Origin of the sequence: Micromonospora sp. WMMD1274, from assembly GCF_049179035.1 — a bacterium.
Classification (GTDB): Bacteria; Actinomycetota; Actinomycetes; order Mycobacteriales; family Micromonosporaceae; genus Micromonospora; species Micromonospora tulbaghiae.
Map to the genome: position 1 here is coordinate 178,512 of NZ_JBMHMG010000001.1, position 15,566 is coordinate 194,077.

General features: G+C 67.0%; 6 protein-coding genes and 1 pseudogene. 1 reads left to right on the forward strand and 6 read right to left on the reverse strand.

Translation table 11 applies throughout. From position 1 onward, the window contains the following. Positions 1 to 481 precede the first annotated feature (481 nt). Complete coding sequence (locus tag ACN27D_RS00590; protein WP_421498235.1) at positions 482 to 1,360, reverse strand: O-acetyl-ADP-ribose deacetylase; 879 nt, start codon at positions 1,358 to 1,360, stop codon at positions 482 to 484. A 115-nt stretch (positions 1,361 to 1,475) separates the two neighbouring features. Between ACN27D_RS00590 and ACN27D_RS00595 the strand changes: the two are divergent. Continuing rightward, a pseudogene (locus ACN27D_RS00595) lies at positions 1,476 to 1,671 on the forward strand (hypothetical protein). Between the two features lie 360 nt (positions 1,672 to 2,031). Here ACN27D_RS00595 and ACN27D_RS00600 read toward each other — a convergent pair. From ACN27D_RS00600 to pglX, 5 genes are read right to left on the reverse strand one after another with little or no spacing between them, the layout of a single operon-like run. Continuing rightward, positions 2,032 to 4,152, reverse strand: coding sequence for a DEAD/DEAH box helicase (locus tag ACN27D_RS00600; RefSeq protein ID WP_421498236.1), 2,121 nt, complete (start codon positions 4,150 to 4,152; stop codon positions 2,032 to 2,034). Then, a complete protein-coding gene (gene brxD / locus ACN27D_RS00605; RefSeq protein WP_421498237.1) occupies positions 4,149 to 5,456 on the reverse strand; it encodes a BREX system ATP-binding protein BrxD in 1,308 nt (435 codons plus the stop codon). The genes ACN27D_RS00600 and brxD overlap by 4 nt, the downstream gene beginning before the upstream one ends. Continuing rightward, positions 5,453 to 8,251 (reverse strand): BREX-2 system phosphatase PglZ, encoded by a 2,799-nt coding sequence (gene pglZ, locus ACN27D_RS00610; RefSeq protein WP_421498238.1) that lies wholly within the window; start codon positions 8,249 to 8,251, stop codon positions 5,453 to 5,455. Before pglZ ends, brxD begins: the two co-directional genes overlap by 4 nt. After that, a complete protein-coding gene (locus ACN27D_RS00615; RefSeq protein WP_421498239.1) occupies positions 8,248 to 11,991 on the reverse strand; it encodes a hypothetical protein in 3,744 nt (1,247 codons plus the stop codon). The genes pglZ and ACN27D_RS00615 overlap by 4 nt, the downstream gene beginning before the upstream one ends. Before the next feature lie 31 nt (positions 11,992 to 12,022). Continuing rightward, positions 12,023 to 15,565, reverse strand: coding sequence for a BREX-2 system adenine-specific DNA-methyltransferase PglX (pglX, locus tag ACN27D_RS00620; protein WP_421498240.1), 3,543 nt, complete (start codon positions 15,563 to 15,565; stop codon positions 12,023 to 12,025). Position 15,566 lies beyond the last annotated feature (1 nt).

Here is a 15,566-nt window from a genome sequence, read left to right on the forward strand (position 1 = left end):
ATTCCTGCGCCTTCAAGCCCAGGATGACGGCAATCTCACTCTCGAGTTCACGAACCGACGGCTTTGGTGCGCGACGGATGCCTGCCGAAGCCGCGGTCGCCTCCGCCTTGCCTCGTCGCCGGGCAGGGGGCTTGGATTTCATAGCCAGGGGTGCGGAAGAGCGATCAGGTGTGGCCAGAGCCCGGTCCAGCCACGTGTCAGGCCCGTGACCGGGAGCTTCGTCGTCAGTCCTGTCATCCGCCGAGGACGAGCCACGACCGAGGTACCAATCGTTGATTGTACGGCCCCTGACCACCGCGCCCCTTTCGAAGCAGCCATCGGGACTCCAGGATGCCAGCTGTCGCGTGGGAAGTCATCCTGCACGCGGCCGCGTCCACTGCCGTGCGCTGAGCGCAGTCTGTGTGGTGTGGACCAAGCGCCGTCCACGCCGTCCGCTGGCCTACCACAATGCCCGGGCCGTGCCTGGTGCAGGTGGATTGAGTCAGTCAGCCGGGAATGTGTCGGGTTCGCGTCGCGCGGCGTAGCGGTCGAGCAGGATCGGCACTCCCGTGTGCACCCACCATGGAACGTGGACGGCGCCGGCAGACATGCCGTGGCCCGGGTCGAACTCGGGGACGTATATCGCTCCGGCGTGGTCGTGCCACGGTGCCGATTCGCGGCTGGTGAGATGTTCGCCGACAACCTGCTCGATGGTGTCCATGATGAGCGTCCGTAAGTCGAACCAGTCGTCTGGCAGCGGCGTGTCGGCGAACCGCGCGCGAAGTTCTCGCCACAGGTAGAAATCGCCGCGCAGCGAGTACTGGATCGGCTCGCGCTCAAACAAGGAGCCGACGCTGTCTGTGTCGACGGGCGGCGGACACCGAACCCAGACGGCTGCGCGGGTTCGCTTGTGCATGGCTTCGTCGAATGCGACGAGCCGTACCTCGTCGACGCCCGTCTCGGCGGCCGCGATGGTCTCGATCGCCGCCTCAATGGCATCGGCGTGTGGCCAGCCGCGGACGCCGGTGCTGATCAGCGGGAACGCGACGCTGCGCGCGCCCAGTTCGTCGGCGACCTTCAGCGCGCGCCGGTAACACGACTCCAGCAGGGAGCGGTCGCGCTGCCCGGCGTGGTAGTTGGGGCCGACGGTGTGGATGACCCACCGGGCGGGCAGGTCGCCTGCTGTTGTCCATCCGGCGTCGCCGGTGGCGAGGCCGTTAGGAAACCGGGCGATGCAGTCACGCAGGATCGCCGGGCCTCCGCTGTGATGGATCGCGCCATCCACACCGCCGCCTCCGCGCATAGCCTTGTTCGCCGCGTTGACGATGGCGTCAACGTCCTGCGTCGTGATGTCCCCGAGAACGGCGGTGATGACTGGCACGGCATCAGTCTGCCCGGAGGCACCGACAGAGCAGCGACCACCCCGGCACAAAGCTTCCCGCTCCTGCCGCTCGCGGTGCAGCCGGACCGCTGACTACGTTTCGCACTGTCAGTGCGTGGAGGTGCTGCTGAGCGGCGGCCCCAATGCGGGCCAGGTGGTGCCGGCGTGGGGAGAACGCCGTGTGGCAGGCCTGCCTGCACGAGATCAAACCCGCGTACGGCCACCGGCGCGGCCGTGACCCACGCGTCTACCGATACCGCCCTGACTGTTGCCAGCCCTACCCCCGAGGCGCCCAGGACCGCCGCGAATGACCCGGCAGCCCGCCGAGACGAAGCGGCAGCCAAGATCACGGTTGGGCTCCCGCTGCACGCCCACATCGCCGGCCAGCCCTGGGAACAAGAGGTCGGCTTGGGTGGCCAGCAACGGCGACACGATCAGTGCGGCCCACCCAACCGGGCGCCACGGTGACGGAATAACAATGCAGGCCCCCGTCGCTGTTCCTCAGCCGGCGGGCCCGGTCGGTGAGGGTGAGGTGTGCCAGGGTCAGCACGCTGGAGGGCCAGAGCGTCGCGTCGGAGGTCCCCATCGAGCCCGAGACTGGAGCGGCCACATTCGCGAACCTCGTAGCCGAACTCGAACATGTCACACAGCCAAATCGACCCGCTGCCCGGCTATGTCTGAACGAACCGCGTCGGCTCCTGCAGGACAGCGGTTGCGCCGCCGAGGTCAGCGAGGCGGGACGCCAACGTCGCCAGCGCGAGCCGCTCCGGCAGCGCTTCGCTGAACTTGAGTCCGTCAAGAGCTTTCTTGTTGACCTCGGGCAAGCACAGACGCTGATCTGTGTCGGCGATGAGTGTCCGCCATTCTTCCCGAGTGAGATTCGCCCGTAGGCGGACCTGGCAGTCATCGAAGCGTTGGACCGGGTCGACCACCTCGGTCAACGTGGCGGCCAAGGTGGCGTTCGCGCGGAAACCGGCCCAGGTCCACCACCGTAGGTCACCACCATTCCGATCGCGGAGGATGACGCTGCCTCCCGGATGTACCAGCGAGGATCGTTCATCCCGTTCGTCAGCGAGCCGCTTCGCTGCTCGCTGAGTGAGCTTCACAGGGGGATCAGCACCAAGAAGTACCTCCCGCATGGCGCGGCTCAGCTCGAATCCAAGACCTGCCCACCCCCCGGTCATCCAGCGAGCCTTTCCGCCACTCTCGGCGGGTTCGACGAAACAGCGCCGGCGCCGCCAGTCGATGTAGGTGACCCGCCAACTTCGCCCGTTGAGTAGCAGTCGACGGTCGCCCTGCACCTCCTCCGTGAGCAGCGCGGGGTCGACGCGGCCCAGCTCATCGCGGCCCACCAGGACGGTGAACTCGGGTGCTCCGACGAATACTGCTGTCATGCCCATGAAGTGTCGGTGCCCGAAGCGCCGTTCAGCTTCGGGACCGATGTAGAGCATGTCGCTGTCGCTGTCGAGGTAGCCCTGATCGATCAGATGGCGAATGATCGGGGTGGCGCCGCGGCCGAAGGGGTCGAGACCGTTCCACCACTGCGGCCAGTTCTGATCTCCCACTCGGTGTTCTTGCAGGCAGAGCGCGAGCATCTGCTGGGCGACGATGTGCCGTGGCTCTGGCGGGGCGACGACTGGCTCGACCCATCCGCGGCCCCAGAGCACCAGCAGGGCCGCTGCCTCCAGTAGGGCGTCGCCGCTGCGGGTGAGGAAGAGGCAGTTGCGGATGCTGCCAGGCCGCCGACCTGTGCGGCCGAGTCGTTGCAGGAATGAGGCCACGGTCGAGGGGGCGTCGATCTGAATGACGCGGTCGAGGTCACCGACGTCGATTCCCAGTTCGAGTGTGCTGGTCGAAACGATGACGCAGTCACGCGCCTCGGCGAACGCCTCTTCCGAGCGTCTTCTTTCGTCAGCGGACAGCGAGGCGTGTGACAGGAAGGTGGTGATGCCGCGATCCCGCAGGAGACTGCCGAGTTGTTCTACGGCCTGGCGGGATTCGCAGAAGACCAGCCGTTTCTCACCGGAGTGCAGCCCGGCGAGCACAGTGGCAGCATTTTGCAGGGATCCGACGAAGTCGAGTTCGATTTCGCCCGGCGGAGGTGTCACCGCGGTCGCTGTCGCGGCGACCGGCAGGTCAGGAGCGATGACGCGTCCGGCCCGAGCACCCGCGCCGGAGCCCTGCAGCCAGGTCAGCAGGCGATCCGGATTGCCCACGGTTGCCGAGAGCCCGACCCGCTGAACGGGACGGCCGATCAGGTGGGTCAGACGTTCCAGGACGGCGAGCAGATGCCAGCCACGGTCGTCGCCGGCAAATGCGTGCACCTCGTCGACGACCACGGTACGCAGGCCGGCGAAGAACGCCCGATGGTCGACGTTACGGCTGACCAGCATCGATTCCAGGGATTCCGGCGTGGTCAGGAGCACGTCTGGGCGGGCAGCCAGGATGGCCCGCCGTCGTGACGCGGTGACGTCGCCATGCCAGAGCGCGGCTCGCCGTCCCAGCCAGTCGGCGTAGCGTTCCCAGCGCGGCAGCAGATTGTTGAGCAGGGCTTTGAGCGGGCAGAGGTACAGCACTGAGGTTCCGGACCAGCCCTCGGCTGCCATCCGGGACAACAGCGGAAACGCTGCCGCTTCGGTTTTGCCCCCAGCGGTCGGGGCGAGGAGGAGCGTGTCCTCGCCAGCCAGAAGCGGCTCCACAGCAGCTTCCTGTAGGGGTCGCAGACCCGGCCATTGCAGGGAGTTGACGATGTGGTGCAGCAGCACGGGATGTAGCGGGTCGGCGGCGGTCACACGTCTAGTGCAATGTCGTCGGCGCTTGCGGCGTTGCGTTCCACGTCGGTCATCTCCGCTGCCGACATGGTCGGCGCGTAGTGCTGCCTAGGGTCGAAGTCCGGGAACTGGTCGACCCGGTCGAGGACATCGCCCACCAGCTTCTTCAGATACAGGCGCGGCACGATGCCGACTTTTCCGCCCAGGCCGCCGGCAACGGCGCGGGCCAGTTGGTCAAGGTACGTGTCGTCGACCAGAGTTCGTATCCGGTCGGGAGCGGTTGATCCGTCGGCGTAGAGGTCCCGGACGCGGGCGCCCAGCTCGACCAGGGAGTCGATGGTGAAGCCGGGCAGGCGGATCTGCACGGCCCTGGGGTTGTCGAATCTCGCATCCGTGCCGAAGTCGACGGCGAGCCGTTGTGCGAGCGGGGCGAGGCGCTGCACACCCTGCTGCCCGTCGTAGAAGGCCGGCGTGCCGGTGATGACGAGATACAGCCCGGGGAAGCGACCGGAGTGCACCTCGTCGATCAGCTGCCGCAGCGCGTTGAGTGCCTTGTCCCGGACGTCACCACGGACCCGTTGCAGCGTCTCAACCTCGTCGAGGACGAGGACCAGTCCCGGATGGCCGGCGTCCCGTAGGACGGTGAGCAGCCCCTGGAGGAAGGCCATGGCGCCGAAATGGTCGAGCTCGCCGCGAATCCCGGCGGCTCGTTTCGCCGCCACCGCGACCTGCGGCTGTCCGGCCATCCACGCGGCCAGGCCATCGGCGATGACGGTGTCGTCCGCGCTCGACGCCGCCCGGTAGCCGCGCAACGCCAGTGCGAAGAGCGGGGAGTGCTTGCTGACCTGAGCGAGGCGCTGTTCGAGGAGCCGATCCACGGCCGCGCCCACGTCAGCCTCCGCGGCGGGATCAGCTTGGAGCGCATCGGCCTCCAGCGTGAACAGCCACGAATCCAGAACGGCACGGAACGCACTGGGTGGTATCGACGCCGTCCGCATGGACTCGGTGATGCGCCGATACACGGTCTCCAACCGGTGCAACGGCGTCTGGGTCTCGGAGATTTGCACCTCGGCTGCGGCGAAGCCGTGGCGAATAGCCCGCTCGGCCAGGTGTCGCGTGAAGAAGGTCTTGCCGGCGCCATACTCGCCCCGTACCGCCTTGAACACGGCGCCACCGGAGCTGACCGTGTCGAGCTCACCGTCGAGGGCGGCGGAAAACCGGTCGAGACCGACCGCGAGCAGGTCGAGACCGCTCTCCGGGACGGTTCCGCGGCGAAGCGCGCCGATCACCTCGCGCCGGCGCCGCTGGGAGACGTCCAGCGTCACGAGGGCACCTCGAACTGCTCGGTCAGGAGTTTGACGTCGAGCATGACCGTGCCGGTGGCCGGTTCGGCGGCCAGGACGGCGTACCCCTCGACGTTGAGTAGTTGCTGGACCTGCGTCAGCGCACCCCGCAGTCTCGTCTGGGCGACCCCGAGGGCTTGGGCGGCGGGGGTGGGCGCCAGCCGGTTGGCTGTCGCGCCGGCCAGCGCGTCGATGATTCCGGCGATCTGGTCGTCGGTGACGATGAGGCGGCCGGAGATCTTCCGCTGTGCCTTGTAGACAGGGCTGGTCACGACGGAACGGCCGAGCGTCGTCGTCGGTTGCTTGGTGACCTCCGGGGCCTGGTCGAACAGGTTCTGCTCGAATGGGGCGTGGTCGAACAGGGTCGGGCCGGTCTGGCGCCCCCCTTGGTTCTTGGCGGTCGCGGCCTTCGGAGCCGGTGGGACGGTGGGTGTTGGCGGAACGGCCGCGGAGGTAAGCCACCACCACGTGGGCTCCTGCGGCGGCAGCAACTCCAGACCGGCCTGGTTGCGGGACTCATCCGGTACGAGGACGGCGACCGGGACGACGACCTCTGCCGCGCTCGCTCCCCCGTGGTAGCCGGCCTTCAGCGGTCCGTACCGGAGGGTCTCGTCGACGGCGAGGACGGCTCGGTGGTCGGCTGTCAGCACGCGAGGACCGCTGACCTCGATCTCGTCGTCCTGGACGGGAGCGGTGGCCGGGCGAGAACGAGCACTGGAAATCTGGGGGTGCGATCGCTGGGTGCCTTGACGGCGTTCGACGATGTGGCCGTGATCGGCGGTCACGACGACGGTTCGCCCTGCGGCTGCCGCCCGAGCGAGCAGCGGTTCGAGGTGTTTGACGGCATCGGCGGTCCAGACCGTGCCCGCGGGGTCACTGCGGTCGAGCGCGTCGTCGATCGTGTTGAGGATGACGGTCACCAGCGGCAGCTCGATGTCGTCGATGGCGCCGCCGACATCCGGGCTGACCGACCAGCCCGCTGCCGTGGTGTCCACCGCCTTCTTGTGGAAGAGCCGCGCGACGATCTTCCCGCCTTTGGCGGTCACCTCGGCGTAGCCGTGGTGCTCTTCGGATTGCTGCCCGCGGGTGAGGCGGCCGGAGAGAAGGGATGCGCGGCTCACCTCGGTTACCGACGGCAACACCGCGAGCGCTGCGGTCCTTTGCAGCGGACCGGCACCAGGCAGGGCGGCCTCGAGCCAGCCGAGCCGGCCGGTCGCGTCGGACAGGATCTCGGTGGCGACGGCGGCGCTCATGCCGTCGAGGACCAGCAGTAGTACGGGTGCCTTACGGGCGAGCGGAATGACGCAGCCCGGCAGCAGCTCCTCCACATACCAGACGGTTCCTGCGCCGGCTGGCACGCCCCGGCCGGCAGGGGCCGGCGCCGAGGCGAGCGCCCGGGCAAATTGGCGTTCCTGTGCGCGACGTCGCTGCTGCGCGGCCGTGACGACGGCGTGCAGCGCACCAGACAGGCTCGGATCGTCCACCCCGCCGAACGCGTCGTTGATCGCCGCGTCGGCCCATGCCGCGCTGTCCAGATATCGGCGGGCGAGGAGGCCCAACGCGGGAGTGTCCGCGGGGGTATCGGGCGCGGATTCGACTTCGGCGAGCCATCGGACCAGCCGCACCGCGGCCTCGAAGGGTCCGCGGAACGGCGTGGTCGCGGCGAGCCGGTGGGCCCGCAACGCTGCCCAGGCTTTCTCGACGGTGTCCGTGTCGCCGGCGCGGCCGGGCGTCGTGACGGCCCGGCGCAGTCCGTCGGCGAGCGCGACGAAGCGCGCCCGCAATCCGCCGGCGAGAAGTTCGGAGTGGCGGGCCAGCGGCTCGGCCTGGATCTGGGTGAGGATCGCGTCGGCCCGGTCCAGGCAGCGAGCGACGTCGTCGTCGGCGCGCCGGTCGTGAATCAGGTCGGACAGCAGCGCGTCCGCCGCTTGCCCGAGGGCGGCCAATGCGGCCGGCGTAGGGCTGTAGTCGCCCCAGCGCGGTTCGAGCCGGACCAGAGCCAGTTGAGCCTGATGCGTCGTTGGCGGGTCGTACCGGTCATTGGTCAGTAGGCGCAGAACGAGGCCGAGCGGTACCACGTCGGCGAGTTCCCCGCGGGACAGCAGCGCCCGTATCGGGCCTGCCGCCGAGCCCGCACGCTGGGCGATCCAGTCGAGTGTGGTGTCGGCCAGTAGGTCCCCGACGCTACGGCGCAGAGCGCCGAGGGCGGCGACACTGCGCGCGGCGATCGACCAGCGGAGGACGCCGAGGACGTCGGCGGTGTCCGTGTCGAAGTTGAGGTGGGTGGCGGCAACAGCACCAAGCGCATGGGTACGGGTGAGAACGCCGGCCGGCGCGGCCGGCCAGCCTGCGGCCGGGGTGGCGGCCACCAACGCCGTGGCCAGCTCTCGGTTGTCCGGGCGGCTGGTCAGCGCGGGGTCGATCCCGGCGGCCGCGAACCGGGCCCGGACTGCCTCCCACGGATCCGGGCTGCGCAGCCGCTGCCAGACGAAATGGGCCAGGATACCGGCACCGAGATCGTCGTCATCGCGGTCGGTAACGATCACGAGCCAGTCGCCGTCGCGGTGCTCGCCGAGCATCTCCCGGGCCGCCAGCGCGGACTCGGCCGCCCGGACTCGTACGGTCTGGCCCTGGTGTTGCAGGTCGACGGCGGTGGCCCGATCGGGGACGCCGCGGATGCCGATGACGCCGGTACGGTAGTTCTTGGCCAGGGCTTCGTCGATGATGGCGAGCACCATCGATGCGCTCACCCGCGTCGTGGCCACGGCGACGGTCACGGCAGCACTCGCCACGTCACCTCGACAGTGACGTCGGGGTTGGCGTCCAGGAACGCTCGCACCTGGTTCATGATTTCGCTGTTGCCCGCTCCGCCCGCGCGGCTGGAACTCCCGGCCTTGGGACCGGACACAACGGGTGGCTTCGGCTTGGGCTCAGGATTCGCCGAGGGCGCAGCTTTCGCCAGCCAGCTGAAGATCCCGTCCTCGCAAGCTGCGAGCGCACGTTCGATCGGCACCGGCAGCTCGTCCTGTTCCAGCGCTGCCCGAAGGCCGTTGACGACAGCGGCGGCGTCCGCGGCGCGGCTGTCCTCCCCCTTCATCGCCTCACGCAGCGGGTCGAGCCGGTGCCAGGGAAACCCGTTGAGCGCTTTCCCGACCGTGTCCGCCGAAGCCAGCGACTTGCCTGCCGCGACCGGCGTGGCGTCACCGAGGTTCGCCTTCGCCAGCACCTGAACGACCTTGACGCCGTCGAGGTGACGCAGTTGCTGCACCAGCGCAGACCCAGCTCGAGCGGTCCTCAACCGGTTACCGTCCGCAATCTCCAGGCGCCGGTACGCCGCCTCGATCGCTGCCACCAACCCGAGCGCCGTCTTCGACAGTTCCGCCGCCTTGACAGCGACCTGCCCGACGAAATCGGCCACAGCTGGCGCGGTGAGATATGCCCCAGCCACAACGCCCAGCATCGCGCCCGCCACGGTTCGCGCCGTCTCCCAATCGTCGGCGGACGGCAGCTCCTGGGTGCGCAGCTCCATCACCGGGGTGAGCGAGCCCGGCTCCGGTACGACCGGCAGAGCCGTTTCCTGCTGGAACCAGGCCCGCTGCCGCAGCGCCGCCCACGCGATGATGACCAGGTCGGCGACCTCGTCCCTCAGCCCGTGGGCGGGCGAGACGTCCCGGATCCAGCGCCGTAGCTCCGCGACGGTCACCGGCCCGTCGGCCGGCTTGCCCTGTTCCTGCGCGCGCCGGCCGAGTGCTCGTTCGATCTCCTGGCCCCATGGGGTGAACCGATCGTCACCGAGCAGGTAGTGCATCTCCGTGGCCTTGCCGACGCCGAGCGGCTCCGCGATGCGGCGCACCACGGCGGCATCGGCCTCCAGCTCGACGCGTTTCTCGCTGTCCGCCGCGGTCCGCGCGACATACCGGGCGACGGCCTTGAGGTCGCGGACCTTGATCTCCACATCACCCGGCTCGAACGCGGGATGCGCCGGGTAGAGGGCCTTGAACGCCTGATCGAGCAGATTGTGGAAGGCCTGACCGAGCGTGGCGCCGACCGGATTGGCCGGGGCGAAGCGCCGCTCGAAGGAGAACAGGGTCCGCTCGTGCGACGCGTCCTCGAGGAGGACGCCCGGGCGTGGCGACGCGGCGCCGTACGCCTGCTGCACTGCGTCTTCGAGGCTGCGCCGTAGCGTGTTGCGCTGGGACTCGAGAATGGACCGGGCCAGGGCACGGTCGGCCTCGTTGAGGTGGTCGGCATGGCCCTGCCAGCGCTCGGTGCTGCCGTCGAGTAGCCAATTGAGGATGACCAGGCGTCGCAACTCGCGAATCTTGTCATCCGACAGGAACCGCGGCAGCCAAACCACGGTGCGCTCCTGCACGCCTCGGGCCACCATTTCGTCCAGCCGTTGCAGGTCCTCGACGGTGGAGTGGCCAGGGTCGTCGAACGGGTGGTCGATGACGATGCGCCAGGTGTCCGGAGCGGCACGGAAGTGGTCGTCAGACAGCCAGCTACGGTCGCGGACGTTGCCGAAGAGCACGTCAAGCTTGCGCTTCGAGCCACGCCAGACGAAGTCGTACGGATATGCGCCCTGCAGATCCTGAGACGCCAGCGTGACGCCCAGGCTTTGGCTGACCAGGTCCTTCAGCAGCTCACGGCGCCGACCCTCGTTGTCCTCGGCCTTGGCCCGCTCCACGATCGACTCGTAGTCGACGTCGGACAGCTGCACCCTGATCGTCGGGTTGCGGTCGTCGCCGTCGAGATGAATCTCCGGGATGTCCCGGGCCCAGGTGCGCACCTTGGACAGCACGACCGCCGCCTCACCACCCGGCAGCGGCGACACGATGGAACCGTGGTTGAGCGACGCGAGCCGGGCCGCGGTCAGCGCCATCAGCGCCGGGACCTTCGGGGCGACGGCCGACAACAGGAGGGTCTTGGCCAGCCGATCGTCGGTGCGGAATCCGGGTGGAACCTTCTCGGGCTCCTCGCGCAGGGTCCGCTCGTCGATGCCGTGGATCCCGAGCAGCAGCGGCCGTACCTTGTCCGTGTAGAGCTTGTTGGCCGACCGGAAGAGAGCAGCCGCCTCGGCGTCCAATGCCTGCCCGGTCTGACCCTGGACCACGAGGTCGAAGGAGTCGCCGACCGGGATGATCTGGTCGATGGTCAGGGTCTCGCGCCGGTCGACGAGCATCTGCTGCATGACCTTGAGCGCAGTCCGCTCGCGCTGCATGACACTGGCGAGGCTGCGCAGGGTGGAGACCAGGGCCGGCGAGAACGGGTAGGTGAGACGGAACGCCTTTTCGTCGGAGCCCCGATGCCGTTCGTCGGTGTTCACGCCGTCGAGCAGCACGTCCCATACCGCGGGCCGTCGGTCGATCGCACCGAACGCGCCCTCGAGCACGGCGGCAGCCGCGGCGTCCTTGGGCTGCAGGAGTCGGCGATTGGCCACGTACGGCAGGTTGTCGTCGCCGAGCGGAATGACACCGAAGCGGCCTTCCTGGTGGCGGAAGGCGCGGTCGAGCGCGTCCTGCTCCGCACCGCTGGCGCCCGAGTCGGCGAACCAGCGCCGCAGGTCCATCTGCCGGGCCACAAAGGAGATGAGCGGGATGGGCCGACCACCGATGGACGACTCGACCAGCTTGGTGAGCTTCTGCGATTCGCGGCGGAAGAACTCCCGGTCCTGCACCGAGAACGCCAGCCACAGGACCAGCTCGTCGAGGAACAGGACCACGGCGTCGTAGTTAAGGCTCTTGGCGTGCGTCGAGATCGCCGCCAGGCCGGTGTCCAGGTCGACGTACTCCGCCTGCTGCGTGTAGGAGCGGAAGTACGTTTCGACCAAGGCCGACACCAGCTTCTGCCGGCTAGGGCTCGCGGCCGAGGCCGCACGCGCCTCGGCGTAGCGAACAGCATCCCACTCCCCCGCGCCCAGCACAGCAGCCCAGGGATCGGCCGCGCCGCCGCCCTCGCCCCCTGCTTCGCCGTTGAGGCCAGCGAAGAACTGCTGGTCGCCGAGCTGGGCCCGGTAACGCTCAGCGTCTTCGAGAAGAGCATCAGACTTGTGTACGGCGGGCAGCGGCGCACCGGGGCGACGCTCGCCGATCTGGCGGATATAGCCCTGGAAGAGGGCCTCCTCCATCGTCCGCGCCCCGAGCATGTGGAAGGCGAGCGGCAGGATCTTCCGGTCGGCCAGGACGGGATCGTGGCGCGCCACCACGGGCTGAAGCTCAGCCTTGGAGCGAGCGGCCGGCTCGTGTTGAAGGAGGGCATGCAGCACGGCCATGAAGTGCGACTTACCCGAACCGAACGAGCCGGTGAGGAACGAGCCGCGGCTCGTGCCGGAGGTGATTCCCTCGGCCACCAGGCCCATCGCCGAGTCGAATGCCTCGACCAGCGCATCGGTGACGACGTATTCGTCGAGCGTGCGCTGGACCGCGTTGTGCCCGACCGAGTCGGTCAGACGCAGGACGTAGTCCTCCGCGCCGGCACGCTCGGGAATGGTGATGACGTCGCGGAGCGGGGTACTCACGCCTTCTCCTCAAGCTGCATCGTCATGGCTGTCACGACCTCGGTCGGCGTCCTCGGCTGGCGGCCGGCGGCCTCCAGGCACCGAGCTGCTCGACCGTCATGCCCACCTGGTGAGCGCGGCCGCGCAGTTGCTCCTCCAGGTAGTCGGCCAGGTTGAGCTGGTAGGTGGGGTCAGTCTTGTCGTGCCACTGCCGTACCCAGGGCTGGAGCTCTGCGAGGCCGGCGACCAGGGGGACAAGCTTATCGTCAGCCCAGCCTTCGGCCTCCCGCTCGGCGATGACCGCGTTCAGGGCGAGCGCCTGCTGAGCGTGGTCCCAGCCGGCCCAGCCGAGCAACTGGGTGGAGTCGGTCTCGCGGCCGGCGTCCGGGTAGACGATGAACCGCTCCTTGGGTACGTCAAGCTTGCCCCGGTGCTGCCACCACGACTGCTTCCGGAAGTCTGCGGACGTGTACTTCGGCGGCACCGGGATCTCACCGACCTTCTCGCCCTCGTCCTCGCGGCGCTGCAGATCCCAGGTGTGCTCCCAGGCTTCACGCTTGCGAAGTCCAGCGTCCTTGAGCCGGTAGGCGGCCAGGAAGGGCACGCTCTCGCTGTCCAGCAGCGTGGAAAGCTGTTGGGTGACCGACCGGTCCTTCCGGCCGTCCCACAGTTGCAGGACAGAGACTAGGTCGGGGTCGCGGGACACCACGTCGGCCAGTTGAGCGACCGACCGCGCGGTTGGCCGCCCCTGCGCGTCGAACCAGTACAAGGGGGCTTCTAGGCGGTCGAGCAGCCATGCGCGCAACGCCTTCTCAACCTGCTTCTCCCACGGTTCGGTGGCCCACCGGCGCTTGTACTCGGGACGTTCAAGAAGATTTATGAACCGGTTCGACTCAATCAGATCAAGCCGTCGCTGCACCATATCCCGATACGCCTGCGGCCAGCACTTAGGGATTTCCGTGACAGGAGCCGATCCATGACGCTCAAACCACTGCGTCGATTCACCGTCCGCCACCAACCGCCTAGCAAGCGCAATTTCAAATGCACGCTCACCAAGGCGCAGTTCCGGCGACCTTCCATCCTCGCACGTAAGTCTCGATTCGGTTATTCCGTAGGAATGGTAGACAAGCCAGTCGAGCTCTTCTTGAGCGGCGACGCTTCGAGCCTTAGCAGCCTCAAAGTCGGACCTCGCCTTTTCCAAAGATTCTGCCGATGGAACCTTATCGATATTATCCAGCAGGTCATATAATATGCCGCTGAGGCGAGCAGCATCGTCAAGCGAACGTGCAAGGTCCACTGGCCTGTCCGCTGGCATCGGATAGTCCTTCAGAGTTGTACCAGTGAACTCATAGGTCCGCAGGAACGATACATCTGCGGCACCACCTTTCGGCTGACTATTCTCTTTCAGCCAAAAGCAGGCCGTCGACGAGCTTAGCACGCCGAGGATTGCAAGATAGTCATCCTCCGTCGCCCCATCCGGCAACTTAACAATCGGTGCAGTATTCGCTGCGAGCTGATTACCGCGATCGAGCGCGAAGTGGTTGTGCGTAGCAACAAAGGCGAAGGCTATTGACAGGCCACGCATCCGAGAAGGGTAAGTCTCCAGGTGGTCGAACCACGGTCGACCCTTTTCTTCGAGCGTTTCGCCAAATATTAGGCGCCTTCGAAGCGTTGTCCGGTAAGGCCAAAGCCGCGCAACGATAGGCGAGTCGGGCGATACAAACTTCGTGGCGTAACTATCGACATATGGCCAGAGTGCGACTGTAGTGGCCCGTGCAGAGAAATCTCGCACCGCTTCACCGAGCAGAACACGTCGCGCGTCGACCCTTGGAGTGTATCGATTGGCATCGCGGACGCGACCAAAGTACCACGCATCATCGCCACCCACCTTAGTTGTCCGTCCCACGTCGGCGATGAAATCACTAAGAGGGCGGTTGCGTACGTCATTCAACTTGCCGAGGAGACCCGCCTTATCGCCGCCGGATAGGTTCCATGGATGTCGAGCGAAGGTCGACCGAGGCAGATCTACAACTGCAACGTATTCATCCGAATATCCGGGGTTTTCAATGTTCGCTGCAATGGCTGTCCAGTATGGGCCACTCCCATTGCTGTAAGACTTGTTCTCGCGCCTGCCTTTACTCTGGACCACCCGCAGCGATGTAGTGGACGGCCTTCCGGGACGAGCTATGATTATTACCGTCGGCGTTCCATCCGTGTTGTGCCCGGGAATCCACGCGCCCTCGCTGTCAATCACAGCTCGTAGGTTTTTTCGAGATAAGAACTGTTCCACAAGGCGCTGCCCGAACTCTCTCTTCATGAAAGAATTCGAAGTGATTTGACCAATCCAGCCCGCCGGACGTGCAGCCATCCCTGGATTCGCTAGTTGGAAAAAGCGCTCCATGAAAGGAACCGTCAACGCATAGTTTCTACTGCACGTCGGATATATCTCCCGATAGGCTGCATTGAGCTTCTGGTCCTTGACGGTAATGTACGGTGGATTACCCACCACAACGTCATACTTTCCAAGGTCTAGAATTGAACGTAGGGCGGCGAGATTCTCTGTGGTGTAGGCGAACCCGCTCAACCCGGAGTCGTAGTCTTCGATGCCGGGCAAGTCCAATGCCAGCTGCAGCCGCCCGTGAAGCAACGAATCACCGACCGCGAGATGGAATTGGAATGCGGGCGCGTTTTCCAAAGACGTCAGCCCAACGGCTTGGAGCGCCACAACTACCAGGCGGAAGCGTGCAATCGCGACGGCGGAGGGGTTGAGATCCACGCCGTGAATTGCATCGAGGGCATTCTGGACACGCGCCTGCACTTCCAGACCGGGAGCATGGGCCGCCCAACGATCGTTGAGCCGGGTGAAGGCGCCGAGGAGGAAGTGGCCTGATCCACAGGTAGGATCGATAATTTTGAAACCTTCGAGCGGCCGGTCGGCGAGTGCGGGTTCCATCGTTTGATCGAGGATGAACTCCTCGACGAATTCCGGCGTCTGAAGGAGGGCGTAGGTGCTCTTGGCGTAGTCTGATAGGTCTTGGTAGAGATCGCCGAGGAAGCGGGTCGAGAGGTCGGGGTCGGCAAGGTCCCAGACGAGGTCGCCGTCGGCGGTGCGTTCGCGCCAGAAGGCGATGAGCCGCCTGGCGGCCTGGCCCGATGGAGAGACCGTCCACAGCGGCGAGTGCGACTCGACCAGATCCCGGGTCGCCTTCGTGCTTCGCAGGTATTCGACCGCTTGGAGCACCCACTCCCGGTCGGTGTCTTCTGGGTGGGCGCGGAAGTAGGCGAGTTCCGCGTCCAGCGCCTCCTGCCGGCGGTCGGCGGGGCCGGCGATCCAAACCGGCTTGAGCAGGCGGTTGTCCTCGCAGAATCGTACGAAGACCGTGGTCAGCACCCACGCGACCGCGGCCTGCGTCACCCGGTCGTCGCGCCATTCCTGCCACGACATGGCCGTCCGCTCGCGGCTTTCCGCGGCCTTGTGCTCCTGCTTCCACGTCGCCAGGACGTCGGGCTGCGAGGCGACACGGTCGCGAAGGTCGTCCTCCAGATCGAGGACGACCTTCTTGAGCGCTGCCGTCAACCCCGTTGAGACCGCCATT